Source organism: Micromonospora sp. ATA51 (genome assembly GCF_016802855.1).
GTDB classification, from domain to species: Bacteria; Actinomycetota; Actinomycetes; order Mycobacteriales; family Micromonosporaceae; genus Micromonospora; species Micromonospora sicca.
Genome location: NZ_JAEVHJ010000066.1, coordinates 1 through 25,718, shown reverse-complemented (window position 1 = coordinate 25,718; position 25,718 = coordinate 1). Strand labels below are relative to the sequence as shown.

General features: G+C 73.8%; 13 protein-coding genes and 7 pseudogenes. 16 read left to right on the top strand and 4 right to left on the bottom strand.

All coding sequences use genetic code 11. The features are described from left to right. Positions 1 to 880 precede the first annotated feature (880 nt). The 7 genes and pseudogenes from JNW87_RS13435 (at position 881) to JNW87_RS13400 (ending at position 7,027) form a co-directional block, all read left to right on the top strand. Positions 881 to 1,393, top strand: a complete 513-nt coding sequence (locus JNW87_RS13435) for a VanZ family protein (protein ID WP_238453776.1) — start codon at positions 881 to 883, stop codon at positions 1,391 to 1,393. Between the two features lie 151 nt (positions 1,394 to 1,544). Beyond that, positions 1,545 to 2,646 (top strand): annotated as a pseudogene (ssd, locus tag JNW87_RS13430) (septum site-determining protein Ssd). Further along, a pseudogene (locus JNW87_RS13425) lies at positions 2,643 to 3,855 on the top strand (TadA family conjugal transfer-associated ATPase). Before ssd ends, JNW87_RS13425 begins: the two co-directional pseudogenes overlap by 4 nt. Before the next feature lie 1,461 nt (positions 3,856 to 5,316). Beyond that, a pseudogene (locus JNW87_RS13415) lies at positions 5,317 to 6,057 on the top strand (type II secretion system F family protein). A 21-nt stretch (positions 6,058 to 6,078) separates the two neighbouring features. Next, a complete protein-coding gene (locus JNW87_RS13410) occupies positions 6,079 to 6,246 on the top strand; it encodes a DUF4244 domain-containing protein (RefSeq protein WP_076470820.1) in 168 nt (55 codons plus the stop codon). After that, positions 6,243 to 6,644, top strand: a complete 402-nt coding sequence (locus JNW87_RS13405; RefSeq protein ID WP_109801707.1) for a TadE family type IV pilus minor pilin — start codon at positions 6,243 to 6,245, stop codon at positions 6,642 to 6,644. The genes JNW87_RS13410 and JNW87_RS13405 overlap by 4 nt, the downstream gene beginning before the upstream one ends. Continuing rightward, the gene (locus tag JNW87_RS13400; RefSeq protein WP_109801708.1) at positions 6,641 to 7,027 is read left to right on the top strand and encodes an Rv3654c family TadE-like protein; all 387 of its coding nucleotides are present in this window, start codon (positions 6,641 to 6,643) and stop codon (positions 7,025 to 7,027) included. Before JNW87_RS13405 ends, JNW87_RS13400 begins: the two co-directional genes overlap by 4 nt. An 84-nt stretch (positions 7,028 to 7,111) precedes the next feature. On the opposite strand, the gene JNW87_RS13395 is transcribed toward JNW87_RS13400, so the two are convergent. Then, positions 7,112 to 7,690, bottom strand: coding sequence for a hypothetical protein (locus JNW87_RS13395; RefSeq protein ID WP_109801709.1), 579 nt, complete (start codon positions 7,688 to 7,690; stop codon positions 7,112 to 7,114). A 234-nt stretch (positions 7,691 to 7,924) separates the two neighbouring features. Continuing rightward, positions 7,925 to 10,375 (bottom strand): annotated as a pseudogene (locus JNW87_RS13390) (DEAD/DEAH box helicase). A gap of 133 nt (positions 10,376 to 10,508) precedes the next feature. On the opposite strand from JNW87_RS13390, the gene JNW87_RS13385 reads away from it, so the two are divergent. The 7 genes and pseudogenes from JNW87_RS13385 (at position 10,509) to JNW87_RS13355 (ending at position 19,778) form a co-directional block, all read left to right on the top strand. Next, positions 10,509 to 10,865 carry an STAS domain-containing protein gene (locus tag JNW87_RS13385; RefSeq protein ID WP_109801711.1) on the top strand — a complete coding sequence of 119 codons (357 nt, stop codon included), beginning with the start codon at positions 10,509 to 10,511 and terminating at the stop codon, positions 10,863 to 10,865. After that, positions 10,865 to 11,299, top strand: coding sequence for an ATP-binding protein (locus JNW87_RS13380; protein WP_089011583.1), 435 nt, complete (start codon positions 10,865 to 10,867; stop codon positions 11,297 to 11,299). The genes JNW87_RS13385 and JNW87_RS13380 overlap by 1 nt, the downstream gene beginning before the upstream one ends. Positions 11,300 to 11,615: 316 nt before the next feature. Then, entirely contained in the window at positions 11,616 to 13,970 is a 2,355-nt protein-coding gene (locus JNW87_RS13375; RefSeq protein ID WP_109801712.1) for a sodium-translocating pyrophosphatase, read from the top strand. 116 nt (positions 13,971 to 14,086) lie between these two features. Beyond that, positions 14,087 to 14,626: a hypothetical protein gene (locus tag JNW87_RS13370; protein WP_109801713.1), complete on the top strand. Its 540-nt coding sequence runs from the start codon at positions 14,087 to 14,089 to the stop codon at positions 14,624 to 14,626. Next, a pseudogene (locus JNW87_RS13365) lies at positions 14,617 to 15,227 on the top strand (hypothetical protein). The gene JNW87_RS13370 and the pseudogene JNW87_RS13365 overlap by 10 nt, the downstream one beginning before the upstream one ends. A 361-nt stretch (positions 15,228 to 15,588) precedes the next feature. Further along, positions 15,589 to 18,425 (top strand): annotated as a pseudogene (gene topA, locus JNW87_RS13360) (type I DNA topoisomerase). Positions 18,426 to 18,506: 81 nt separating this feature from the next. Then, positions 18,507 to 19,778, top strand: coding sequence for a CapA family protein (locus JNW87_RS13355; RefSeq protein ID WP_236647771.1), 1,272 nt, complete (start codon positions 18,507 to 18,509; stop codon positions 19,776 to 19,778). Here the strand turns inward: JNW87_RS13355 and JNW87_RS13350 are convergent. Next, entirely contained in the window at positions 19,724 to 21,058 is a 1,335-nt protein-coding gene (locus JNW87_RS13350) for a D-arabinono-1,4-lactone oxidase (RefSeq protein WP_109801716.1), read from the bottom strand. The genes JNW87_RS13355 and JNW87_RS13350 overlap by 55 nt on opposite strands. A gap of 222 nt (positions 21,059 to 21,280) precedes the next feature. Here JNW87_RS13350 and JNW87_RS13345 point away from each other — a divergent pair, with 222 nt between their 5' ends. After that, the gene (locus JNW87_RS13345; RefSeq protein ID WP_109801717.1) at positions 21,281 to 21,853 is read left to right on the top strand and encodes a TetR/AcrR family transcriptional regulator; all 573 of its coding nucleotides are present in this window, start codon (positions 21,281 to 21,283) and stop codon (positions 21,851 to 21,853) included. A 170-nt stretch (positions 21,854 to 22,023) separates the two neighbouring features. On the opposite strand, the pseudogene JNW87_RS13340 reads toward JNW87_RS13345, so the two are convergent. Next, positions 22,024 to 23,230: pseudogene (locus JNW87_RS13340) on the bottom strand (amino acid deaminase/aldolase). Between the two features lie 149 nt (positions 23,231 to 23,379). Here JNW87_RS13340 and tmk point away from each other — a divergent pair. Continuing rightward, the gene (tmk, locus tag JNW87_RS13335) at positions 23,380 to 25,602 is read left to right on the top strand and encodes a dTMP kinase (protein WP_255543829.1); all 2,223 of its coding nucleotides are present in this window, start codon (positions 23,380 to 23,382) and stop codon (positions 25,600 to 25,602) included. Positions 25,603 to 25,718 lie beyond the last annotated feature (116 nt).

Sequence of the window (25,718 nt, the reverse complement as noted above, 5' to 3'; positions counted from 1 at the left end):
CTCTCCTGATCCCCGACCGCCGGGAACGCACCTACCCCCGCGCCGTCAAACGCGCACGCCACAACCAGTACCGCGTCAAGAAACCCGACGAACCAGGCGGCGTCCGCCACGACAGACCCGCCACGATCCGGCTCTACAAGCTCAGCCACCAAACTCCATGATCAACTTAGGCTACGCGGCATTGGACTCTGGTCGGCCAGCCGGAGCCAATGAACTGGTCCTCGGATTGGGCGTCCGGCGTCGCTGTGCAAGCAGCCCGGAGTAGCCGCTGGACCTCGGCGAGAGCCTGAACCTCATGTGGTGTGAAGCTGGTCCATTCCCGCCAATGCCACGGCCCGTCGTCGTCGATGATGTCGAAGAACTGCTCGACATACTCCACCAAGCCGATTTCTCGGACACCGTTGTCCCCCTTGCTATCTCCAGCGCTTCCATCGCCCGATTCCGCAGGCGCTGTTCGACAAGGCGCTCGCTCGGGTGCTCGACATCGTTCATCTCAGTGAGGGTAACCAGAGGCAACGCACGCACATGCCGCGATCCGCGCGGCACGCAGCGTGACGGCTGGAGCTGCCGCTCGCCATCCGGATCTGCCGAATTAAGTGCGCCGCCACACCGGGCGGGTTGGTCGCGGGTGTGTATTGCGGGCGTATCGAGAGTGCTTACGCCACCGCAACAGCCCTACCGATTAGATGGGCACATGAACCACAGCGCATCCCTGTCAGCACCGACCCGCCGCACGCGCAGGACCGTGCTCCTGAGCCTGGCGGTCATCGGCGTGGCGAGCGTCGCGTTCGCCGTGCGGCGACCGCTTCTGATGTCCGCTCCGAGGTGCATGGCCGGGCGGTGGCACGGCTGCTACGACACGGAGAACGGTGTGCTGCTCATGATGCTGGTGGGGCTGCCGTTGGCTGCTCTGGTGGTGTGGGCTCTGGCGCGCTTTCGGCGTGCCACCGGTGGCACATCGGCGTGGCGGATGTCGCTGGCCGAGATGGGCCTGGTCTACGGGACGGTACCGCTCGTATGGATCACCATGATGCCGGGACCGGGGGCCGGCACCGTCCCAGGCCGGGTGAGCCTGATCCCGCTGCGGGACCTGCTCACGATGGGGCCCGTCGGGATCGGCGGCAACCTGCTGATCTTCGCGGCGCTAGGGTTTTTCGCCCCTATGAGGTTCGCGGTGCTGGCGTCCGTGCCGCGGATCCTGGCGCTCGGGGCAGGCTGCTCGGCCCTGGTCGAAACCGCACAGTACGTGCTGCGGCTGGACCGGGTGTCCTCCGTCGACGACGTGCTGGTCAACGCCGCCGGCGCCGTGCTGGCCGGGCTCGCGTCGCGCCACTGGTGGCGCACCGCGGAGAGCGATCCGACGCCGGAGGCGTTCCCGGTTAAACGTTCATGAGGCGGTCCGTCCATAGCAGATCAGAAACAGCGCCGGGGGCTGTCCACAGCGGTCAAACTTGTCCACAGGCGACCGAGGTGAGGCGGCGGGCCGGTCCGGCGGTCAGCAGGCTCGACGGCAGCACGTTCGAGCCCGACCGCTGGAGGCCGCCATGCCGCCCCGTACCCCGCTCCCACCGCACCGCCGCCTTCCCCTGCTGGTCACCGCCGACGGCGACCTGCTCGACGAGCTGCTCCGGCTCGCCGCAGCCGGTGGCACCGAGGTCGAGCTCGCCGCCGACCCCGCCGCAGCCCGCGCCCGCTGGCTGCCGGCGCCGCTCGTGCTGGTGGGCAGTGACCAGGCTCAGGCCTGCCTGCGGGCTCGGCTGCCGCGCCGGCCTCGGACGGTGCTGGTGGGCCGCTCCGGTCACCTCGACGGGCGCGGAGATCGCCGAGCTGATCGGGGCCGAGCACGTGGCCACGCTGCCCGCCGCCGAGCCGTGGCTGGTCGACCGGTTCGCCGAGTGCGTGCTGGACCCGGCCAGCGGTGGCGCCGCACGGATGGTCGCGGTGCTCGGCGGGCGGGGCGGCGCGGGTGCCAGCGTGCTCGCCGGCGGCCTCGCGGTCACCGCCGCCCGAGCCCGACTGCGCACCCTCCTGGTCGACGCCGACCCGCTCGGCGGCGGGCTGGACCTGGTGCTCGGCTGGGAACAGATGGAAGGCCTGCGCTGGCCCGGACTCACCGGCACCGACGGGCGGGTCGACCCACCCTCGCTCGTCCGGGCCCTGCCCAGCCGGGGTGACCTGGTCGTGCTCTCCTGGGATCGTGGCGACCTGCTGCATCTGCCCGCCGAGGCGATGGCCGCCACGGTCGACGCCGCTCGCCGGGGCCGGGACGTCGTGGTCGTCGACCTGCCCCGGCAACTCGACGACGCATCGGTCGTGGCGTTGCAGGCGGCGGACCGGGCCCTGGTGGTCGTACCGGCCGAGCTGCGGGCCACCGCCGCCGCAGCCCGGGTGGTCGCCACAGCCGCCCCGCACTGCGCCGACCTGGCGGTGATCGTGCGCGGCCCGGCCCCGGGCCGGCTGAAGGCCACCGAGGTGGCCCGGGCACTCGACCTGCCGCTCGCCGGCACTCTCCGCCCCGAGCCCGGGCTCTGTCGCGGGCTGGAGCGGGGTGAGGCGCCCGCGGCGGGCGGGAAGGGACCGCTCGCCGCGCTCTGCCAGCGGATCGTCGGCGAGCTGACCGGCGTGCCCGCCACCGGTGCGGCATGACCGGCCCCCTCGACTCCGGCGAGCTGGCGGCCCGCGTCCGGCGCCGGTTCGCCGCCGCGGCCACTCCGGTCACCCCCGCCGCCATCGTCTCCGCCGTACGCGCCGAGCCGAGCGCCGCCGTGCTCGGTGACACCGCCCTGCTGCGCATCGCCGACCGAGTGCACGATGACCTGGTCGGCGCCGGCCCGCTCGCTCCGTTGCTGGCCGACCCGCAGGTGACCGACGTGCTGGTGAACGGCACCCGGGTCTGGGTCGACCGTGGGCAGGGGCTGCGCCAGGTGGCGGTACCGATCGGCTCCGTCGAGGACGTACGCCGGCTCGCGCAGCGCCTCACGGCGGCCGCCGGGCGCCGGCTTGACGACGCCCTCCCCGTGCGCGGACGCTCGACTGCCCGACGGCACCCGGCTGCACGCCGTGCTGCCGCCGGTGGCGACCGACGGGCCGTACCTCTCCCTGCGGACCTTCCGGCAACGGCCGTTCACCCTCGAGGAACTGGTCCGGCAGGGCACCGTGCCCCGGCCGGTGGCACCGGTCCTCGCCGCCGTCGTGGCGGCCCGGCTGGCGTACCTGGTCACCGGGGGCACCGGTTCGGGCAAGACCACCCTGCTCAACACGCTGCTCGGGCTGGTGCCGACGACCGAGCGAATCGTGCTGGTCGAGGACGCCGCCGAACTGCGCCCGGTGCACCCGCACGTGATCGGCCTCCAGGCGCGTACGTCGAATGTGGAGGGCACGGGCGCGGTGGGACTGAGCGACCTGGTCCGGCAGGCGTTACGGATGCGCCCGGACCGGCTGGTGGTGGGCGAGTGCCGGGGTGGCGAGGTGGTGGACCTGCTCGCTGCCCTGAACACCGGCCATGATGGTGGAGCGGGGACGCTGCACGCCAACGCCCCGACGGACGTACCGGCCCGGCTCGAGGCGCTCGGTCTGCTCGGCGGTCTGCCCCGGGCCGCGCTGCACGCTCAGGTCGCGGCGGCACTGCAGGTGCTGCTCCAGGTCCGTCGCGGCAGCGAGGGCCGCCTGCTGGAGTCGATCAGCCTGCTGGTGCCCGAGGGGCCGGAGCGACTGGTGACCGTGGTGCCGGCCTGGGTACGTGGTCGTGGCCTCGGCCTCGCCGCTCGGGCGCTCGGGGCGCTGCTGCGGGAGCGCGGGGTCGACGTACCGCCGATCCTCTGCGCGGTCTGGCCCGGCTCGGCGGGCCCGTCGTGAACGGCCCGGCCTGGCTGGTGACCGCGTTCCTGGTCACGGCCGCGGCGGTGGTCGCCTGGCCGCTGTGAAGAGGCCGGGCTCGGCGTCGCGCCGTCTTCGGCGCTCCGTCGCGGTCGGCTCCCGGTGGTCCGCCGCCGATTGCCGTCTACGTTCCGGCCTCCCTCGTCGCCAGGTGTCGGTCGAGCCACGGGCGGCTGTCGACGGGGCCTGCGGTGGTTCGTCGCGGTGCCCCGGCCGGGGTCGCCGGGCGGTCCTTCCCGACCAGGCCGCCCGGTCGCCGGGACCCGCGTCGTCCGGCAGCCGCGTTTCCCGACGACCTCCGCCCCGTCGCGACGCTCGTCCGGCGGGCGGCTGCCCGATCGGGCGCAGCTGGGGGCGGACGCCGTCCCCGGCGGATCGGGGCATCCGCGCCGAGGCGAACGGTGCTGCTGGCCGCCGTGGTGGGCGGTGGGATCGGTGGTGGGTTGGCCGGCCCGGTGGCCGCGGTTGTTCTCGCGGCCTACGGCGCGCTGGGGGTGCGTGCCGTCCTGCGCCGTCACGCCGGACGGCACGCGCAGCGGGCCCGACGGCAGAGCCTGGACCAGCTCGGCGGCCTCGCCGCCGACCTGCGGGCCGGGTTGCCGGTGACGGCCGCGCTCCGCGGTCCGCTGCCGAGGTTGTCGACATTCGGGGATCCGCTGTTGGGCTCGGTGGCACTCGGGCGGCCAGGGCCAGGATTCGTGACGTTCGACGGTCCGGGGTCGGGCTCCGTGACGTTCGAGGGTTCGGGGCCGGGCTCGGCAGGGCTCGGCGCTCCGGCGTCGGGGTCGGTAGGGGTCGGCGGTCCGGCCGCCGGGGGATCGGCGTTCGGGGACACGTTGCCTGGGCGGTCGCGGGCCGGCGAGGCGTTGCCCGGGCAGGCGGCTCTCGACGGGCCCGTGCCCGCGCAGCCGGCGCTGAACCCGGTGCTGGCGACGTCTGGGGAAGCGCTCGCGACCCGGGCTGCGGTTGCCGGCCCGCCGCCGCTCGTGGACGGCCTGGCGCCGGCCCTTCCCGATAGCGCCGGTCGCCGCGTCGCAGCCGATCCCGGTGGGCCCGCCCGGTCGCCGGAAGCCTCGGTCCCCGACCGCCCGGACGGGCCGGCGCGGGTCGCCGAGCTGGCCCGGGCTGCCGTGCGGCTGGCCGACCGCACCGGAGCTCCCCTCGCCGAACTCCTGGAGCGAATCGAGGCCGATGCCCGGGCGGCCGACCGTGGGCTGGCCGCGGCTGCCGCCCAGGCCGCCGGTGCGCGGGCCACGGCCTGGCTGCTCGCCGCGCTGCCGCTCGGCGGCATCGGGCTCGGGTACGCCAGTCGGGGTCGACCGTCGCGGTGCTGCTGCACACGCCGGTCGGTGGCGCCAGCGCGGTCGCCGCCGTCGGACTGCAGGTCGGCGGCCTGTTGTGGGCGGAACGGCTCGGCGCGGCCCCGGGGCGGGTTGGCTGATGCCCCGGCAGGCGTTCGCGGCGTCCTGCCTGGTCGGGGCGGCGCTGCTTGTGATCGTGGCCGGCTCGCCGATCGTTCGACCAGGCCGACGTCTTCGCCGGCTGGACCGATCGTCAGAGGGCGGGGCTGAGCGGGCGGCCGGCGTGGTGGCCCGATCGGACCCGGCTCGGCGCCGGGCTCGCCGGTGTGGCCGCCGCAACCGTCGTCGGCGGCTGGGCCGGCCTGCTCGTCGGGATGCTGGCCGGACTCGCGGCGGATCGCCTGCTCCGTCGGATCGAGCCGCGCGCCGTCCGGGACGGCGACTGCGCGAGATCGCCGATCTGCCGCTCGCCGCCGACCTGCTCGCGGCGGCCCTCCGCGCCGGAGCGCCGGTCGACCGGTCGGTGCTGGCGGTCGCCGAGGCGTTGGGTGGGCCGATGGCCGACCGGCTCGGCCAGGTCGGCCGGACACTGCTGCTCGGTGGCGAGCCGGCGGAGGCGTGGTCGCAACTGCTCCCCGTGCCCGATGCGGACCGGCTGGTGGCGGCCGCGCTCCGCTCGTCCAACAGCGGGGCCGCGCTGGCCGGCGCGCTCACCCGTCTCGCCGACGACCTGCGGGCCGACCGATCCACCGCGGCCGAGGCGGCGGCCCGCCGGGCGGGCGTGCTCATCGTGCTGCCGCTCGGGCTCTGCTTCCTGCCCGCCTTCATTCTCGCCGGTCTGATGCCGGTGATCGTCGCCGTCCTCGGCGACGTGCTCTGAACCCACAAGAAGGGAAACGAGATGCGGAAACTCCTCGCCCGCCTGCGCGGCGATGCCGGGATGAACACCGCCGAGTACGCCGTGGGCACGCTCGCCGCGGTGGCCTTCGCCGGCATCCTGCTCAAGGTGCTCACCTCCGGCAACGTGCAGTCCGCGCTCACCGCCGTCATCGACCGGGCACTGAAGTGACCGGGCGCCGGCCGGCCGGCCACCGATCGTCGGCCGGGCAGCGGACCGTCGGGTCGGAACGTGGCTCGTTCACCGCCGAGCTGGCGGCCGGCCTGCCGGCGCTGGTCCTGCTGCTGCTCACCGGCCTCACCGCCGTCAACGCGGTGACCACGAGGAGCGGTTGCCTGGACGCCGCCCGGGAGGCTGCGCTCGCCGCCTCCCGGGGCGAGAACGGAACGGCCACCGGTGCCCGGTACGCACCGCCCGGCGCGGACGTCGCGGTCACCGTCTTCGGCGATCGCGTCTCCGCCACGGTCCGCGTCCCGGTCCGCACCCTGGGGGCGCGGCTGCCCCGGATCACGGTGTCCGCCACCGCGATCGCCGCCGTCGAACCCGGTGCCCCGGCACCACGACCGTGACGGCGGTAGGCGCGTCCCGGGCGAACCGGGCCGGCGCGGACACGGATCGCGGCGGCGCCACGATCTGTTTGCTCGCCGTGGGGCTGGTGTTCGTCCTGGTAGGTCTGTTCGGCGCGGCGCTCGGCGCCGCCCGGACGGCCCGGCAGCAGGCCCGGGTAGCGGCGGACTTCGGGGCGCTCGCCGGCGCCGGCCGGGCACTCGAAGGGGAGGCGGCGGCCTGCGGGACGGCCGGGAAACTGGTCGGCCTGAACGCCGCGCGGCTCTCCGCGTGCCGTCTCGACGGGATGGACGTGCTGGTCACGGCGGAGGTCACGGTCACGCCGTTGCCCTGGCTGACCCGCACCGCCACGGCGACCTCCCGGGCCGGCCCGATCCGAGGCTGACCGCTCCGGGTCGGCCCGCCGGGCCGCCCACGGGCCGGGTCGGTCGGGGCGCGGCGAGCTGCCGCGCCCCGGACCGATTACGGCTCAGCGGGACTGGAGGGCGTCCAGGCCGACCGCCATGGCGATGACGAGTCGCCGGTCGATCTGCGGGTTCTGGATCTCCACCACGTACCGGTCGCGCAGGCCCCACTTCTTGACGACCGAGAACACCGGCTGACCCCCGGCGACGAAGTCGAAGTGGTACGGCAGCCAGGACAGCGAGTCGACGAAGCGGCGCAGCAGCGCCACCGGCAGGCTCCGCTCCTGGCCCGTGATCTGCGGCAGGCCGGCCTGTTCAACGTGCCACGTCGACCGCAGCAGCGACTGGGCGAAGTCCTTGCGGAACAGCCCGATCGGGTTGCCGGCGTGGTCGGTCACGTCGTACGTGGCGCCGAGGTCGAGCCGCTGACGGGCCTTGAAGCCGAGCAGCGGGGTCTGCTTGGAGTCGTCGGTGTAGATGGTCACCTGCTCCTTGAAGGCGAGCCGCTTCTGCTGCGCGAACGCGAGCAGCTCGCCCTCCGAACCGTCCGGCGCCACCGCGCGGACCTCGTACTGGTTGACCATCATCCGGATCCGCTGGCGGATGAAGAACTGGTGCTGGGTCTGCAAGGTGTCGAGCTGCATGCGATCTCCTTCGAGGGGTAACGCCGGAGTCTCGCACAGCCGGGCCCTCAGCGTCCGCCCTCGATGGTCGCCTTCATCGCCCAGGCGCACCTGGTCAGCCGGGACGGCTGCCACAACGGCGAGGTGGCCCTTTCCGGCACGCCGGACACCGCGACATCGCCGAAGCCGAGTCGATCACCCCGCCCGCGAGCCCCGAGCACGCCGCGAGGCGGCCAGGTCGCGTCGGTCGTCGCGCTAAGGGTGGTCGAGGACCCGCTCGTCCTGCCGCGGCAGGGCGGGAGCCGGCGCCACCGGGGCGTCGCCGTCGGGCGACATCGGCAGTGCGGAGGCGACGCCCGCCGGATCGTCGTCCTCGGAAGGCAGGTTGGCGAGGACCACGTCGAGGACCCGCACCGCGTCGGACTTGGACAGCGGGTTGTTGCCGTTGCCGCACTTCGGGGACTGCACGCAGGACGGGCAGCCCGACTCGCAGCCGCACTCGGCGATCGCGTCGCGGGTGGCGCGGAGCCAGGCCGCCGCCGTCCCGTACGCCCGCTCGGCGAAACCGGCTCCGCCGGGGTGCCGTCGTAGACGAAGACGGTGGGCGCTTCGGTGTCGGGGTGCACGGCGGTGGAGAGCCCGCCGATGTCCCAGCGGTCGCAGGTGGCCATCAGCGGCAGCAGGCCGATCGCGGCGTGCTCGGCGGCGTGCAGCGCACCCGGAATGTCGGCGGCCTCCACTCCGGCGGCGGCCAGCGACTCGGGCGAGAGCGTGAACCAGACCGCGACGGTACGCAGCTCCCGGGCGGGCAGGTCCAGCGGCCGGGTGTCGATCACCTCGCCGGAGGCGATCCGACGGCGCTGGTACGACACGACCTGGCTGGTCACGTCGACCTCGCCGAGGAAGAGCCCGAGCGGCCCGGCGTCCACGTACGACCGGACCGACACCACCGACAGCGAGGTGACGTCGCGGGCGTGGGTGGACCAGTCCGGCTCCTCGGCGTGCACCAGCGCGCACCCGTCGGCCAGGTCGAGCGAGTCGACCACGTACGAGACGCCCTGGTGCAGGTAGACCGCGCCGGGGTGGATGAGGAAGTGCGACGAGCCGCCGTCGACGGTGCCGAGCAGCCGCCCGGTGGACGCCTCGACCACGCAGACCGGTGCGCCGCCCTCGCCGCGCAGGTCGACGTCGGGGCGTTCCCGATGCCGCCAGTACCAGCCGGTGGGCCGCTGCCGCAGCGCGCCGGCCTCGACGAGCGAGTCGACCGCCTCCTTCGCGCCGTCGCCGAACAGTTCCAGGTCGGCCGGGGTGAGCGGGGCCTCGGCCGCGGCGCAGGCGAGCTGCGGGGCGAGGACGTACGGGTTGGCCGGGTCGAGCACGGTCGCCTCGACGGGCCGGCCGAACAGCGCCTCCGGGTGGTGGACCAGGTAGGTGTCGAGTGGGTCGTCCCGGGCCACCAGCACGGCCAGGGCCTCGTCGCCGGAGCGGCCGCCCGGCCGGCCTGCTGCCAGAGCGACGCCCGGGTGCCGGGCCAGCCGCAGATCAGCACGGCGTCGAGCCCGACCAGGTCGACGCCGAGTTCGAGGGCGTTGGTGGAGGCGAGGCCGAGCAGGTCGCCGTGCAGCAGGGCCCGTTCCAGCTCGCGTCGTTCCTCGCGCAGGTAGCCGGCCCGGTAGGCGGCCACCCGGTCGCCGAGCCCGGGGACCGCTTCGTCCAGGGCACGCCGGGCGGTCGCGGCGACCACCTCGGCGCCCTTGCGAGAGCGGATGAAGGCGAGGGTGCGTACCCCCTCGGCGACGCTGTCGGCGAGCAGGTCGGCGGTCTCCCGCAGCGCCGAACGCCGGACCGGCGCGAGGTCCACGGCCTCGGACGCGGGATCACGAGGCAGCAGCGGCGGCTCCCAGAGCGCGAAGGTCACCCCGCCGCGCGGGGACGTGTCCTCGGTGACGGCGGCCACCGGCAGGCCGGTGAGCCGCCCGGCCGCCGTCGCCGGGTCACCCGACGTCGCCGAGGCCAGCACGAAGACGGGGGTACGACCGAAGCGGGCGCACTGCCGGCGCAGCCGGCGCAGCACGTGCGCCACGTGCGAGCCGAACACGCCGCGGTAGGTGTGGCACTCGTCGATGACCACGTACGCCAGCCGGCGCAGGAAGCCGGACCAGTGGGCGTGCCCGGGCAGGATGCCGTGGTGCAGCATGTCCGGGTTGGTCAGCACGAACCGGGAGTGCCGGCGGATCCACTCCCGCTCGGCGCGCGGGGTGTCCCCGTCGTAGCAGGCGGGGCGTACCCCGTCGAGTTCCAGGCCGGCGACGGCGCGTAACTGGTCGGCGGCGAGCGCCTTGGTCGGCGCCAGGTAGAGCACGGTGGCGCGCGGGTCGGCGAGCAGGGTGCTCAGCGCGGGGAGCTGGTACGCCAGCGACTTGCCGGACGCGGTGCCGGTGGCCACCACGACGTGCTGCCCGGCGTACGCCAGCTCGGCGGCCTCGGCCTGGTGCCGCCAGGGGGCGACCACGCCGCGGCGGGCGAACGCCGCCCGCAGTTCCGCTGGGGCCCAGGCGGCCAGGGTGCCGGCTCGCCGGTGCTGGCCGGCACCCGCTCGACGTGGGTGACCGGGTCGGCGGTGTGCCGCGCGCGTAGCCGACGCAGCAGCTCGGCCGGCGGTCGCCCGGGGCCGGTGCCTGCGGATACGGTGGCGGCGGAGGTCACGTCCTGCACTCTCGCACTGGTGTTCGGAATTGGGAACCCGGGGCGGTGGGTATGGGGAGCCTTCGCCGGTGACCCGGCAGGGGTCTGGTGGGCGGGATGGTTAGATGCCCAGGAGAGTCTACGAGGAGGACCGATGGAGCTGTCGCTGGCGACCCGCACCGTGGGGGAGCACACGGTGCTCGAGGTCGGCGGTGAGGTGGACGTCTACACCGCGCCGCGGCTGCGGGAACGGCTCCTGGAACTGATCGACGGCGGGACCCGCCGGGTCGTGGTGGACCTGGGCCGGGTGGACTTCCTCGACTCGACCGGGCTCGGCGTGCTGGTCGGGGCCCTCAAGCGGCTCCGCTCGGCGGATGGCTCGTTCGCCCTGGTCTGCGACAAGGAGCCGCTGCTCAAGATCTTCCGGATCACCGCGCTGGACCAGGTCTTCCCGCTGCACCCCACGGTCGACGCGGCGATCAGCGCCGACCCGACCGGCGCCAGCGCGTGATGGCGACCGTCAAGCTCTCGTTCTCGCCCGCCCCGGTGCACGTGCGCACCGCCCGCCTGGTCGGCGTCGCGGTGGCCCGCCGGGCCGGGGTACGCGAGGACCTGCTGGACGAGGTGCGCCTGGCCATCGGTGAGGCGTGCACCCGGGCGGTGGCCCTGCACCGGCAGTACGGCCTGCACGATCCGGTGCTGGTGGAGATGTCGGACTCCGGGGCGTACTCGGTGCGGGTGGTGGACCGGGCCCCGATCGAGGCGGGCATCGGCCTGGCCGCGCTGCCCCCGGACGAGTTGGCCAAGGAGTCGCTCAGCGAGGACGCGCTGACCACCGGCGTCGGCTTCGCCCTGCTCGCCGGCTTCGTCGAGGATCTCCAGGTCCGCCCGGTCGACGAGGGCATCGGCACCGAGGTCCGGATGGTGTGGCCGGTCGGCCGCTGACCTGACAGTTCGTCCCGCAGGCCGCGTTCCCGCTCGGGAGCGCGGCCTCGTCGTGCTGGTCGGCCCATATATCAGATTTTTCCTCGTAACACAGTCACGAAGATCATCGAGACAGGGTGCCCCCTCGGTGTGACCTCCAACACTGCGGAGGGCTACAGTACCCGGGTTGTCAGCAAGTGACCCGTCCCGCAGCCAGCGGGAATGGGTGTTCATCGCTGGTCCGCGGTGGTGGGTTGGCGCGCTGGCGAGTTCGCATCCAGGCGTCGGCCCGTGCGTCTCCACGGCCGGCGCGAGTGTTCGGTACAGGAGGACATAGATGTCCGGGACCTTGGCCGCCGACGGCGGCGCACTGTCCCTTACCGGAGCCAACACGACGTACGTCGTCATCGCCGCGGTCATCGCGCTGGTGGCGCTCGTCTTCGCCGCCGCCTTGACCAAGGCCGTGCTGGCAGCCGGTAAGGGCACCACCAACATGCAGGAGATCTCCGGGGCGGTGCAGGAGGGCGCTTCGGCGTACCTGCTGCGGCAGTTCCGGACCCTGGCGATCTTCGTGGTGATCGCCGTCGTGCTGCTCTTCCTGCTGCCGGTGCACGACACCGACGGCAACCAGACCCTGGTGAAGATCGGCCGGTCGGCCTTCTTCGTGGTGGGTGCCCTGTTCAGCGCGTTCATCGGCGGCGCCGGCATGTGGCTGGCCACCCGCGCCAACCTGCGGGTCGCCGCGGCGGCCCGGGAGCGCGAAGGCGGCCGCGAGGGCGCCATGAAGATCGCCTTCCGGACCGGCGGCGTGGTCGGCTTCCTCACCGTCGGCCTCGGCCTCTTCGGTGCGGCGCTGGTCGTCATTCTCTTCCGGGGCGACGCGCCGACCGTGCTGGAGGGCTTCGGCTTCGGCGCCGCGCTGCTCGCCATGTTCATGCGGGTCGGCGGCGGCATCTTCACCAAGGCCGCCGACGTCGGCGCCGACCTGGTCGGCAAGGTCGAGCAGGGCATCCCCGAGGACGACCCGCGCAACGCCGCCACCATCGCCGACAACGTCGGCGACAACGTCGGCGACTGCGCCGGTATGGCCGCCGACCTCTTCGAGTCGTACGCGGTCACCCTGGTCGCCGCGCTGATCCTGGGCCGGGCCGCGTTCGGCGAGGACGGCCTGGTCTTCCCGCTGATCATCTCCACCATCGGCGTGCTGGTCGCGATTGTCGGCGTCTTCATCACCCGGCTGCGCGCCAGCGACCGCAACGGCCTGACCGCGATCAACCGGGCCTTCTACATCTCGGCGGTGCTCTCCGCGGTGCTGGTGGCGATCGCCGCCTACGCCTACCTGCCGGCGACCTTCGCCGAGCTGGAGGGTGGCCTGATCGACGTCGACCGGAACCCGCGGCTGGTGGCCATCGGCGCGGTGATCATCGGTATCGTGCTGGCCGCCGCGATCCAGGCGCTGACCGGCTACTTCACCGAGACCAACCGGCGCCCGGTGCAGGACATCGGCAAGAGCTCGCAGACCGGTGCGGCCACCGTCATCCTCGCCGGCATCAGCATCGGCCTGGAGTCCGCGGTCTACTCCGCGCTGCTGATCGGCGCGGGTGTGTTCGGCGCGTTCCTGCTCGGCGGCAGCTCCATCACGCTCTCGCTCTTCGCGGTCGCGCTGGCCGGTACCGGCCTGCTCACCACCGTCGGCGTGATCGTCGCGATGGACACCTTCGGCCCGATCTCCGACAACGCCCAGGGCATCGCGGAGATGTCCGGCGACATCGACGAGCACGGCGCGCGCACGCTGACCGAGCTGGACGCGGTCGGCAACACCACCAAGGCGATCACCAAGGGCATCGCGATCGCAACCGCGGTCCTCGCGGCGACCGCGCTGTTCGGCTCGTACACCGACACGCTGCGCAGCTCGTACGAGGACGCGGGGGTCGGCGACGCCGGGGCCGAGATCCTGAACGCGCTGAACGTGGCCAACCCGCGCAACCTGGTCGGCCTGATCATCGGCGCGGCGGTGGTCTTCCTCTTCTCCGGCCTGGCCATCAACGCGGTCTCGCGGTCGGCCGGCGCGGTCGTGATGGAGGTCCGCCGGCAGTTCCGCGAGCTGCCCGGGATCATGGACCGCACCCAGCGCCCCGAGTACGGCAAGGTGGTCGACATCTGCACCCGGGACGCGCAGCGCGAGCTGATGACCCCCGGCCTGCTGGCCATCCTGGCGCCGATCGCGGTCGGCTTCGGCCTCGGCCCGGGCGCGCTGGCGTCCTACCTGGCCGGTGCGATCGGGGCGGGCACGCTGATGGCGGTCTTCCTGGCCAACTCCGGTGGCGCCTGGGACAACGCGAAGAAGCTGGTCGAGGACGGCGCGTACGGCGGCAAGGGCTCCGACTCGCACGCCGCGACCGTCATCGGTGACACCGTCGGCGACCCGTTCAAGGACACCGCCGGCCCGGCGATCAACCCGCTGATCAAGGTGATGAACCTGGTCTCGCTGCTGATCGCGCCGGCCGTGGTGGCCTGGAGCGTGGGCGACGACCGGAACACCCCGCTGCGGGTGACGCTCGCCGTGGTCGCCGCGCTGATCATCGTGGCGGCCGTGGTGTTCAGCAAGCGCAAGGGCGTCGCGATGGCGGACACCGGCACCGACGCCGGCGCGGGCAGCCAGGAGGAGCGTCCGGAGCCGGTCAACGCCTGAGGGGCGGCCGGCAGCGGTTCCCGGTCGGCGGACGCCGGCCGGGAACCGTCCTGCTCCCGTCCATCGGTGAAACCTGACCGGTGGCAGTTCCACCGGAAGGCCGTACGCTGCTTCGCATGCGTACGCGCCGGGCGGCAACCGCCGGAAAGCTCACGGTGGTGCTGGCCACGCTCGCCCTCGTCCTCGCCGGCTGCGGCGGTCCGAGCCCCCGGGTCTGGGCCGCCTCGGTCTGCGAGGCGCTCACCCCGTGGCGCGCCGAGATCAACAAGCTGACCAGCAGCACCCAGCAGCAGATGACCGCGCAGACCACCCCGGCGCAGGCCAAGGAGAACCTGGTCCGGCTCTTCGCGGGCGCCGAGCAGGCCAGCGAGACCGCCCGCCGCAAGGTCGAGCAGGCCGGGGTGCCGGAGACCGACCACGGCGCGGAGATCTCCGCCGGCTTCCGGGCCTCGCTGAGCAAGGTCCGGGACGCCTACGGTCGGGCCCGGGACACCATCGACGGACTGGACACCGGGGAGGCCAAGGCCTTCTACGATGGGGTCCGGGCCGCGGTGGAGACGCTCAACAAGGAGTACGACGCGAGCGCGCTGGACACCGGCAAGCTCAGCTCCACCGAACTCAAACAGGCCTTCGACGAGGTCCCGGAGTGTCGCTGACGCCACCCTCCCCCGATCCGGTCCGGCAGCTCTCGCTGTTCTCCACCGAGGCGGCCGACCCGTCCCTGGCGGACCTGGCGGGCCTGCTCGCCGGGCCGGCGGAGGTGGTGCGGATGGGCGGGACGGCCCGGCTGTCGGTGGTGGTCGACGCCGCCTGGCGGGTGCACGTGCTGGTGGCCGAGCTGGCCGCGCGCGGGGTGCCGGCGAGCTGGGAGCCGACCGAGGACGGCCGGCACCTGGTCCGCACCGCGTACGCCAGCACGCTGGCCCCGCTCGCGGTGGCCTGGTTGCGTGGCGCCGGGAAGCGACCGCCGGCCGGGTTCCACCTCAACGGGCGCGGCTGCGGCTGTGGCTCGCCGCCGCCGGGGCCGCCGACCCACCCGGCTTCCTGCTCCGGCTCGGCGCCGGAGACCAGTCCTGCTGGCCGCAGGTGCGGGCGGCGCTGGCCGCGGTCGGCCTGGCCGGGGCGCTCCTCGACCCGGGGGCGGGCGGGCCGGCGTACCGGATCACCGGACGGCGGCGGCTCGCCCGGCTGGCCGAGCTGGTGGGTGACCGGCCACCCGCCGCGCCCGCGGCGGACTGGCCCGGCGGCGCAGCCTGAGCCCGCCCGGGGTGGGGTCCGGGCGGCCGTCGCGCCGGGCCCGCAACCCCCGTCGGCTGTCCGATCTCGGACACCGCCCGCCCGGCGGTTTGTCCAGGAAAACGGACCGGTGACGCCTCGGCCGAGGGTCCGTGATCGTCACAGTGGCCCGCTCCCCGCCCCACTCGCGGTGTACGGTGGCGCCGTCCGGCGGGAGTCTCCGCGTGGCCGGGCCGGCGGCCGCCACGTACCGACCGGTTTGCCGCCCGCGAAACCCGAAACGCGGCCGGCGCGTTACGTTGGACATCCGGACCGGCGGTGGTCCGGCCGGTGCAACACGGCCCGAAACGGGCATGGAGCAGGAGTGAGGTCGGAGAGAGACGTGCCGAGCAACGCTGGAACCACCCGTCTGGTCATCGTCGAGTCACCGGCGAAGGCCAAGACGATCTCGGGCTACCTCGGCCCGGGATACGTCGTGGAGGCCAGCTTCGGCCACGTCCGGGACCTCCCGCGCAACGCCGCCGACGTGCCGGCCAAGTACAAGGGTGAGCCGTGGGCCCGGCTCGGGGTGGACGTCGACAACGGCTTCCACGCCCTCTACGTGGTCTCCGCCGACCGGAAGCAGCAGATCAGCAAGCTGGTGAAGCTGGCCAAGGAGGTCGACGAGATCTTCCTGGCGACGGATGAGGACCGCGAGGGCGAGGCGATCGCCTGGCACCTGGTGGAGACCCTCAAGCCCAAGGTGCCGGTCAAGCGGATGGTCTTCCACGAGATCACCAAGCCGGCGATCCAGGCCGCCGTGGCCAACCCGCGCGAGATCGACCGGGACCTGGTCGACGCGCAGGAGGCCCGCCGCATCCTCGACCGGCTGTACGGCTACGAAGTCTCCCCGGTGCTGTGGAAGAAGGTCATGCCGAAGCTCTCGGCGGGCCGGGTGCAGTCCGTGGCGACCCGGATCGTGGTCGAGCGGGAGCGCCAGCGGATGGCCTTCCGCACCGCCGAGTACTGGGACATCCTGGCCACGCTGGCCGTCGCGAACGCCGGCGAGGGGCCGCGCACCTTCAACGCCACCCTGATCGCGCTGAACGGCGACCGGATCGCCACCGGCAAGGACTTCGAGCCGACCACGGGCCGGGTGCGGGCCGGGGCCGGCGTGGTGCACCTCGACGAGGGCGGGGCCAGGGGTCTCGCCGCCCGGCTGGCGGGGCGGCCGTTCACGGTCACCCGGGTCGAGGAGAAGCCCTACCGCCGCCGCCCGTACGCGCCGTTCATCACCTCCACGCTGCAGCAGGAGGCGGCCCGCAAGCTGCGGTTGTCGTCGCAGCAGACGATGCGCACCGCGCAGCGGCTGTACGAGAACGGCTACATCACCTACATGCGTACCGACTCGGTGAACCTGTCGGAGACCGCCATCGCGGCGGCCCGCCGGCAGATCGTCGAGCTGTACGGCGAGCGCAGCGTGCCGCCGGAGCCGCGCCGCTACACCGGCAAGGTGAAGAACGCGCAGGAGGCGCACGAGGCGATCCGCCCGGCGGGGGACAACTTCCGCACCCCGGGCGAGGTGGCCAAGGAGCTGTCGGCCGAGGAGTTCAAGCTCTACGAGCTGATCTGGCGGCGCACCATCGCCTCGCAGATGACCGACGCGGTCGGCTCCAGCGTCTCGGTGCGCATCCGCGCGGTCACCTCCTCGGCCGAGGAGGCCGACTTCGGCGCCACCGGCAAGACCATCACCGACCCGGGCTTCCTCCGCGCCTACGTCGAGTCCAGCGACGACGAGAACGCCGAGGCCGAGGACGCCGAGCGCCGGCTGCCCACCCTGGTCAAGGACCAGCCGCTGACCGCTGAGGAGCTGGCCGCGCAGGGGCACCACACCCAGCCGCCGTCGCGCTACACCGAGGCGTCCCTGGTCAAGGCGCTGGAGGAGCTGGGCATCGGCCGCCCGTCGACGTACGCGTCGATCATGCAGACCATCCAGGACCGCGGCTACGTGACCAAGCGCGGCCAGGCGATGATCCCCACCTTCCTGGCGTTCGCGGTGATCGGGCTGCTGGAGCGGCACTACCCGCGCCTGATCGACTACGACTTCACCGCCAGCATGGAGAACGAGCTGGACGAGATCGCCGGCGGGGAGCACGCCGCCGTCGACTTCCTCACCTCCTTCTACTTCGGCAGCACCAACGGCACCGGCGATCGGGCCATCGCCCACGCGGGCGGACTCAAGAAGCTGGTCACCGAGAACCTCAGCGAGATCGACGCGCGCAGCGTCAACTCGATCCCGCTCTTCACCGACGACGAGGGGCGTGAGGTCGTCGTCCGGGTCGGCCGGTACGGGCCGTACCTCCAGCGGGCGGTGCCCGGCGAGCAGCCGGCGGCCCCGGCGGAGGGCGAGGAGGGCGGCGGCCAGGGCGACCGGGCCCCGATCCCCGAGGGGCTGGCCCCCGACGAGCTGACCCCGGAGAAGGTGCACGAGCTCTTCCTCGGCGGCGGCGGCGAGCGCAAGCTCGGCGACGACCCGACGACCGGCGAGCCGATCCTGCTCAAGTCCGGCCGGTTCGGCCCGTACGTGGCCAGCGGCGAGCGGAAGTCGTCGCTGCTGCGCTCGCAGACGCCGGACTCGCTCACCCTCGACGAGGCGCTGAAGCTGCTCAGCCTGCCCCGGCTGGTCGGCGTCGCCTCGGACGGCGTGGAGGTCTTCGCCAACAACGGCCGCTACGGCCCGTACGTCAAGCGCGGTGACGAGTTCCGCTCGCTGGACTCGGAAGAGAAGATGTTCACCGTCACGCTGGACGAGGCCCTGGCCCTGCTGGCCGCCCCGAAGAAGGGCCAGCGTCGGGCGGCGGCGCCCCCGCTGCGCGAGATGGGCAACGACCCGCTCACCGAGAAGCCGCTGGTCATCAAGGACGGCCGGTTCGGGCCGTACGTCACTGACGGGGAGACCAACGCGTCCCTGCGGCGGGCCCAGACCCCGGAGGCGCTGACCCTGGAAGAGGCCTCCGAGATGCTCGCGGAGAAGCGGGCCAAGGGCCGGCGCCGAAGAAGAAGGCGGCGGCGAAGAAGGCCGCCCCGGCCAAGAAGACCGCGGCGAAGAAGACCGCCGCGGCCGCCAAGTCGACGGCCGCCAAGAAGACCACCACCGCCAAGGCGACCGCGGCGAAGAAGGCCCCGGCCAGGAAGGCGGCGCCGAAGAAGGCAGCCGCCGCCAGCCCCGTCGAGGAGTGACGGTCGCCGGCCGCTGTCCCTAACGGCTGACATGCCCGGTTTGGCCGTAGGGCGCTGATGGCTGCTCCCTAACGTGAGGGAATGTTCGTCGCCGTCGCCGTCGCCACGCGCCGCCGGGTGCTGCTCGGCGCGCTGGCGGGAGCGCTGCTGCTCGCCGCCGCCGTGGTCGGTTTCCGGGCGGTGGACGCGGGCGGACCCGCGCCGGCGGACACCATCGAGTCACCGGTCCACCGGCAGACCCTCGCCCCCGGGTCGTCGCCCGTGCCGGCCGGGGATCCCGCCGGCCGGCGGGTGGTGCGGGTCGTCGCCGCGGGCGACGTGCTGGTCCATCCGGAGGTGACCGCCCAGGCGCGCCGGGACGCCGACCGGACCGGACGGCCGGGTGCTCTGGACTTCGCCCCGATGTTCGCCGGGGTCGCCCCGGCGGTCGCCGGAGCCGACCTCGCGCTGTGCCACCTGGAGACGCCGCTGGCCGATGCCGGCGGCCCGTTCTCCGGTTATCCGTCGTTCAACGCGCCCCCGCAGGTCCTCGACGGGGTGCGCTCCGCCGGCTTCGACGGCTGTTCCACCGCCTCCAACCACACCCTCGACCAGGGCGCCGACGGGGTGGCCCGGACGGTCCGGGCGCTCGACGCCGCCGGGCTGGGCCACACCGGCAGCGCCCGGAGCGCCGCCGAAGCCGCCACGCCGCGGATCTACCGGGTGGGCGACGTCCGCATCGCCCACCTGGCCTACAGCCTGAACTTCAACGGGCTGAGCCGCCCACCGGGCCAGCCGTGGCTGGCCAACCTCATCGACCCGCCCGAGATCCTCGCCGCCGCCCACCGGGCGCGGGCCGCCGGCGCCGACATCGTCGTGCTCAGCCTGCACTGGGGTACGGAGTACCAGCACCTGCCGGACGCCGACCAGCGGGCCTGGGCGCAGCAGTTGATCTCCTCGCCCGACGTGGACCTCATCCTGGGGCACCACGCCCACGCGGTGCAGCCGTTCCAGCGCTTCGGCGACAAGTGGGTGGTCTTCGGGATGGGGAACGAGCTGGCCCGGCATGCCGAGCCGGTCGACGACAACCGCGAGGGTGTGATGGCCCGGGCGACCTTCACCGAGACCGCCCCCGGGCGCTGGACGGTGACCCGGATGGAGGCGCTGCCCACCTGGACCGACCTCGCACCGGACCTCCGGCTGGTCGATCTCACCGCGGCGCTGGCCGACCCCGCCACCGCGGCGGGCGTGCGGGACGACTACCGGGCGGCGTACGAGCGGGTGCTCGACTACGTCCGGGCCCTCGGCGCCGGCCCGGATCAGCTGGTGGCGCCGGGCGGCGGAGCGCCGTCGCCGAGGACCCGGTCGAGGTAGTCGTTGGCGAAGCGGCGGTCGGGGTCCAGGCGGTCGCGGACGGCGAGGAAGTCCGCGAACCTGGGGTAGGCGGGGGCGAGGTCGGCCGCGGCGCGCCAGTGCAGCTTGCCCCAGTGCGGGCGACCGCCCAGTTCGGTGGCCACCTCCTCGAACGCCCGGAAATACGGCTCGTAGGGCGCCCCGACGTACTGGTGGATGGCGACGTACGCGGAGTCGCGGCCGTACCCGTGGGACAGCCAGATGTCGTCGGCGGCGGTGAAGCGGACCTCGACGGGGAAGAGCACCTTGAACGGGAGCCCGTCGATGATCCGCCGGAGCGCGTCGAGCGCGGTGGGCAGGACGGCGCGCGGCAGGGCGTACTCCATCTCCACGAAGCGGACCCGGCGCGGGGTGCAGAAGACCTGGTCGGAGCGGCCGGTGTAGGTGCGTTCGGTGAGCGCCCGGGCGGAGACCGCGCTGATGCCCGGGGCCAGCGCCGGCACGGCGCGGCCGAGCCGGCAGGCGCCGGCGAACACGGTGTTGGCCAGGAACTCGTCGTCCAGCCAGCCGCGCCACCGGGGCAGCGGCCGGTCGTCGGCCGGCACCCGGTCGTTGGTCTTGACCTGCACCCGGGAGGTGTACGGGAACCAGTAGAACTCGGCGTGGTCGTGCCCATCGATGAGGGCCGGCAGTTCGGCGAGCACCGCGTCCAGCGGCGCCGGGCGCTCGTGCGCGCGGAGCACGAAGGCGTCGACGCAGCGCAGGGTGACCTCGGCCAGGACGCCGACGGCGCCGAGGCCGACCCGGGCGGCGGCGAAGACGTCCCGGTGCTCGTCGGCGGAGCAGCGCAGCACCTCGCCGGTGCCGGTGACCAGGGTCAACGCCGTGACGAAGGTGGACAGGCAGCCGAGGCGGGCGCCGGTGCCGTGGGTGCCGGTGGAGAGCGCGCCGGCGACGGTCTGGGCGTCGATGTCGCCGAGGTTGGGCAGCGCCAGGCCGTGCCGGGCGAGCAGGTCGTTGAGGGCGTGCAGGGTCATCCCGGCCGGCACGGTGACCAGCCGCCGGGCGGTGTCGACGGTGACGCCGGTGTCCAGTTCGGCCAGTTCGAGGCGGTCCCCGTCGGTGAGGGTGGCGCCGGTGAACGAGTGGCCGCTGCCCACCGCCCGGATCCGTCGGCCCGCCGCGGCCGCGGACCGGACCGCCTCGGCGATGTGCTCGACGCTCCGAGGGCGCAGGATGGCGGTGGCCGTGCTGTGCTGGTTGCCGGCCCAGTTGGACCAGGTGGGTGGCGTACCGGGCATGGACGCTCCTCGAAATGAATATGAACTGACTTCATATCAGGAACGTTGTGCCTGGTAAATACCGCAATCGAGCCCCGTTCGTTGTACCGGTAGTCACAGTCCAGTGACGTGCAGATATGTTCATCCGTCGAAGGGGGGTGGCGAGTGTCCACACCAGCCGCCACGACCGGGCCGCTGCGCCGCGTACCGGTGCAGGGTCGAAGTGTCGCGCGGGTCCAGCGAATGCTGGACGCCTGCGCCGAGCTCGTCGACGAGGTGGGGTACGAGGGACTGACCACGACCCTGCTCGCCGAGCGCGCCGAGGTGGCGATCGGGTCGGTCTACCAGTTCTTTCCGGACAAGCGGGCGATCGTGCAGGCGTTGACCCTGCGCACGATGGAGTCCTACCTCCAGCGGCTCGACGAGCGGTTCGCCTCCGACGACCTGACCCACTGGTGGGACGGCGTCGACGCGGGGATCGACGAGTACATCACGATGCACCGCACGGTCCCCGGATTCCGTACCCTGCACTTCGGCGACGTGGTCGACCTGCACCTGCTCGATGAGCAGCGGGACAACAACGGCGTGATCGCCGACCAGTTGGCCCGGGTGCTGACCGAGCGTTTCGGCCTCGACGCGCCCGATCTCCGGTTCCACCTGGAGATCGCGGTGGAGGCCGCCGACTCCTTGATCAAGCTGGCGTTCCGTCGCGTCCCCGAGGGCGACGAGCGGGTGCTGGCCGAGGCCAAGGCGCTGATCCGGGAGTACCTGCACCGCCAGGTCGACGCCCGGAGCGAGGCCACTCAGCCGAACTGAGCACGGCGCCGCCGATCCGTGGTGCGTCGGCCGGCGGCCAGCGCAGAGTCCGGGTGCGACCGGGTGGCTCGACGGCAACCCGTCCGGGGTGCGACCGGGGCGGGAACAGCAACGGAACTCGCCCGGGGTGCGCCGGGTGGCACGACCGGCACCGAGGGCCGGGTGGCAGTTCAGAGGAACGCCCGGCCCTCGCCCCGGTACGTGGGGACGGTCGCGACCAGCGCGTCGCCGTCCACCAGGTGCAGTTCGTTGACGTGCTCGCAGAGCTCGCCGGCCTTCGCGTGCCGGAACCAGACCCGGTCGCCGACCCGCAGGCCGGCCGCCGCCGGGCCGGCCAGCGGGGTCTGCACCTCGCCGGCCCCCTCGGGGCCGAGCAGCTTCAGCCCCGCCGGCAGCCACGGGCGGGGCAGCCGGCTGTCGGCGGCGGGGCCGGAGGCGATCCAACCGCCGCCGAGCACCGTCGCCAGGCCGGGTGCCGGCCGCGGACCACCGCGCAGGCGAAGAAGGCCGCCGGGGTGGGCCGCCAGGCACGGTAGGCGTCGAAGAGCGTCGGCCCGTACAGGCCCGATCCCGCGGTGACCTCGGTGACCACGGGATCGGCGCTGGTCGCGGCCACGCTGCCGGTGCCGCCGCCGTTGACGAATTCCAGGTCGGCGTGGTCGCGGACCGCGGCGACCGCCGCCGCGCGCCGGGCCAGCAGCTCGCGGTACGACCCGCGCTGGGCGACCCGGATCGCCGTGCCCAGCAGGGCCTGTCCGGGGGGCGCGTCGCCGAGGCCGGCGATCTGCGCCTCGTACGACATCAGGCCGACCAGCCGGAAGCCCGGCCGGCCGGCGACGGCGGCGGCGAGGGCGCCGGCGGCCCGGGCGCTGTGCACCGGGGAGCGGCGGACCCCGACGTGCACCCGCCCGCCCAGTGGTCGCCAGGAGGCGTCCAGGTCGAGGCAGACCCGCAGCGCCGGCCGGCGCCCGGGCGGGCACACCTCGTCGACCAGGTCGAGCTGTTCGGTGCCGTCCACCATCAGCGTCACCGCGTCGGCGAGCGCCGGGTCGGCCGCCAGCTCGGCGAGGCCGCCCCGGTCCGCGGTGGGATACGCCACCAGCACGTCGGTCGAGACGCCGGCCCGGGCCAGCCAGATCGCCTCGGGCAGGTGAATGCCATCACCCCCTGCCAGCCGGGCCGGCCCAGCGCCCGGGTCAGCAGGTCCCGGGCGCGCACCGACTTGCTGGCGACCCGGACCGGCTTCCCGCCGGCCCGGTCGGCCAGCGCGGTCGCGTTCGCGTCGAAGGCGGCGAGGTCGACCACGGCGTACGGCGGGTCGAGGTGCGCGGTCGCCCGGTCCAGGCGGTCGCGAAGTTTGTCACTTTCGGTGGCCACGTCTGCACGCTAACTGTCTGGGCGTCAATGCGAAATACCCTCGCGTCTGTCCGGGCTGCGGCCGGTGGTGTCGGCGGCCTACGCTCGGCGAGCAGGCGAATGTCGCGGGTGGGGTCGTTCCCCACCGGGACTAGAGTGTTCCACCGGGGATGCCCAGCTCTGGGCCGGCACGTGGAGGTACGGCCATCGAAAGCCAGAAGAACGGCGAGTCGCCCGGCGTGTCGTCGCCCGGTAGCCAGGCCGACCGGTCCGGCGCCGCCGCGATCCGCTCGGTGCTGCGCATCCGGCCGTTCCGCCGGCTCTGGATCGTGCTCGGCGCGGCCTCCTTCGGCGACTGGCTCGGCCTGCTCGCCACGTCGGTCTTCGCCGCCGCGCAGGTCTCCGGCAGCACCGCGAAGGGCGCTGCCTTCGGCAGCCTGATCGCCGTCCGGCTGCTGCCGGCGCTGGTGCTCGGCCCGGTGGCCGGCGTCTTCGCCGATCGGTTCGACCGGCGCTGGACGATGGTCATCTGCGACCTGCTGCGCTTCCTGCTCTTCGCCTCGATTCCGCTGCTCGCGCTGACCGGCGCCAGCGGCGGGGTGGTGGTCAGCTGGGCAGCCGTCGCCACCTTCCTGATCGAGACGATCACCCTGCTCTGGATCCCGGCCAAGGAGGCCGCGGTCCCGAACCTGATCCCGCGGGCCCGGCTGGAGACCGCCAACCAGCTCACCCTGATCACCACGTACGGCCTGACCCCGGTCGCCGCCGCGATCGGCCTGGCGGTGCTCGACCGCAGCGTCCGGGGCCTCGTCGACGGGGGGATCCCCGGCTGGGCGGAGCCCGCCCAGCTCGCGCTCTGGTTCAACTCCTTCTCCCGGCTGGCCACCGCGCTGGTGGTGGCGTTCGGCATCAAGGAGATCAGCCGGGCGCAGGCCGGCGAGCGGGAACGCACCGAGCAGAGCATGATGAGCCAGTTCACCGAGGGCTGGCAGTTCATCAAGCAGACTCCGCTGGTCCGCGGCCTGGTGCTCGGCATCTTCGGCGCGTTCGCCGGCGGCGGCATCGTCATCGGCACGGCCAAGTTCTTCGCCGCCTCGCTCGGTGCCGGTGACGCCGCCTTCTACATGCTCTTCGGCGCCATCTTCATCGGCCTGGCCGTCGGCATCGGGCTCGGCCCGATGATCGTCCGGGACATGTCCCGGCGCCGCTGGTTCGGCATGAGCATCGTGCTGGCCAGCGCCTCCGTGCTGGTGCTCGCCTTCGCCATCCACCTGTCCATGGCCATCCTCGGCGCGATCCTGGTCGGCGCGGGCGCCGGCATGGCCTTCCTCGCCGGCACCACGCTGCTCGGTGGCGAGGTCGCCGACGAGGTGCGCGGCCGGGTCTTCGCCGTGGTGCAGATCGGCACCCGGCTGGTGCTGATCCTGGCCATCGCACTGAGCAGCCTCCTGGTGGGCGTCGGCGGTTCGCGCAAGCTGACCATCGCCGACCTGGGCGTCTCCGTCTCCTCGACCCGGCTGCTGCTGCTCGCCGCCGGCGCCGCCGGCATCTTCGCCGGGATCAGCGCCTTCGGTCAGATGGACGACAAGAAGGGCGTGCCGGTCCTGGCCGACCTCTGGGGCTCGATCCGGGGCCGTCCGCTGATGCCGGCCGAGCCCTTCGTCTCCAGCGGCCTCTTCGTGGTCTTCGAGGGCGGCGAGGGCGCCGGCAAGTCCACCCAGCTCCGCGCGCTCGCCGAGCGGCTGCGCGAGCGGGGCCGGGACGTGGTGGTGACCCGCGAGCCGGGCGCCACCGGTGTCGGCGAGCGGATCCGCTCGCTGGTGCTGGACAACGCCGGCGCGGAGGCGCCGTCGCCCCGCGCCGAGGCGCTGCTCTACGCCGCGGACCGGGCGCACCACGTCGCCACCGTGGTCCGTCCGGCGCTGGTCCGGGGCGCGGTGGTGATCAGCGACCGGTACGTCGACTCGTCCCTGGCGTACCAGGGCGCCGGTCGTACGCTGCCGGTGCAGGAGGTCTCCTGGCTCTCCTCGTGGGCCACCGGCGGGCTCAAGCCGGACCTGGTGGTGCTCCTCGACGTGGACCCGCACACCGGGCTGTCCCGGGTCGAGTCGCGCAACGCCGGCGCCGACCGGCTGGAGACCGAGTCGGTCGCCTTCCACGAGCGGGTCCGGTACGCCTTCCTCGACCTGGCCGCCGCCGACCCGAAGCGCTACCTGGTGCTCGACGCGTCCCGCCCGGTCGAGGAGATCGCCGACGCGGTGGCCCGGCGGGTCGAGGAATTCCTGGTCGACCCGGCCGCCATCGTGCACCCCCGCCCGGCGCAGGGGCCGGACACCACGGTCCAGCCGGAGTTATCCGACGCGGAGCTGGTGACCATGGAGCACCCCACCTGATGCCGGACGTCTTCGCCGACCTGGTCGGGCAGGACGAGGCCGTCGACACGCTGCGCCGCGCCGCCGCGTCGGCGGCCGCCCAGCTGCGCGCCGCCGCGGCCGGCCCCGCCGCCGTG

Coding starts and splice junctions, on each gene's coding strand:
- JNW87_RS13435 (WP_238453776.1), top strand. CDS start 881: ATGATGCTGGTGGGGCTGCCGTTGGCTGCTCTGGTGGTGTGGGCTCTG.
- JNW87_RS13410 (WP_076470820.1), top strand. CDS start 6,079: ATGCGGAAACTCCTCGCCCGCCTGCGCGGCGATGCCGGGATGAACACC.
- JNW87_RS13395 (WP_109801709.1), bottom strand. CDS start 7,690: ATGCAGCTCGACACCTTGCAGACCCAGCACCAGTTCTTCATCCGCCAG.
- JNW87_RS13385 (WP_109801711.1), top strand. CDS start 10,509: ATGGAGCTGTCGCTGGCGACCCGCACCGTGGGGGAGCACACGGTGCTC.
- JNW87_RS13380 (WP_089011583.1), top strand. CDS start 10,865: ATGGCGACCGTCAAGCTCTCGTTCTCGCCCGCCCCGGTGCACGTGCGC.
- JNW87_RS13375 (WP_109801712.1), top strand. CDS start 11,616: ATGTCCGGGACCTTGGCCGCCGACGGCGGCGCACTGTCCCTTACCGGA.
- JNW87_RS13370 (WP_109801713.1), top strand. CDS start 14,087: ATGCGTACGCGCCGGGCGGCAACCGCCGGAAAGCTCACGGTGGTGCTG.
- JNW87_RS13355 (WP_236647771.1), top strand. CDS start 18,507: ATGTTCGTCGCCGTCGCCGTCGCCACGCGCCGCCGGGTGCTGCTCGGC.
- JNW87_RS13350 (WP_109801716.1), bottom strand. CDS start 21,058: ATGCCCGGTACGCCACCCACCTGGTCCAACTGGGCCGGCAACCAGCAC.
- JNW87_RS13345 (WP_109801717.1), top strand. CDS start 21,281: ATGCTGGACGCCTGCGCCGAGCTCGTCGACGAGGTGGGGTACGAGGGA.
- tmk (WP_255543829.1), top strand. CDS start 23,380: ATGCCCAGCTCTGGGCCGGCACGTGGAGGTACGGCCATCGAAAGCCAG.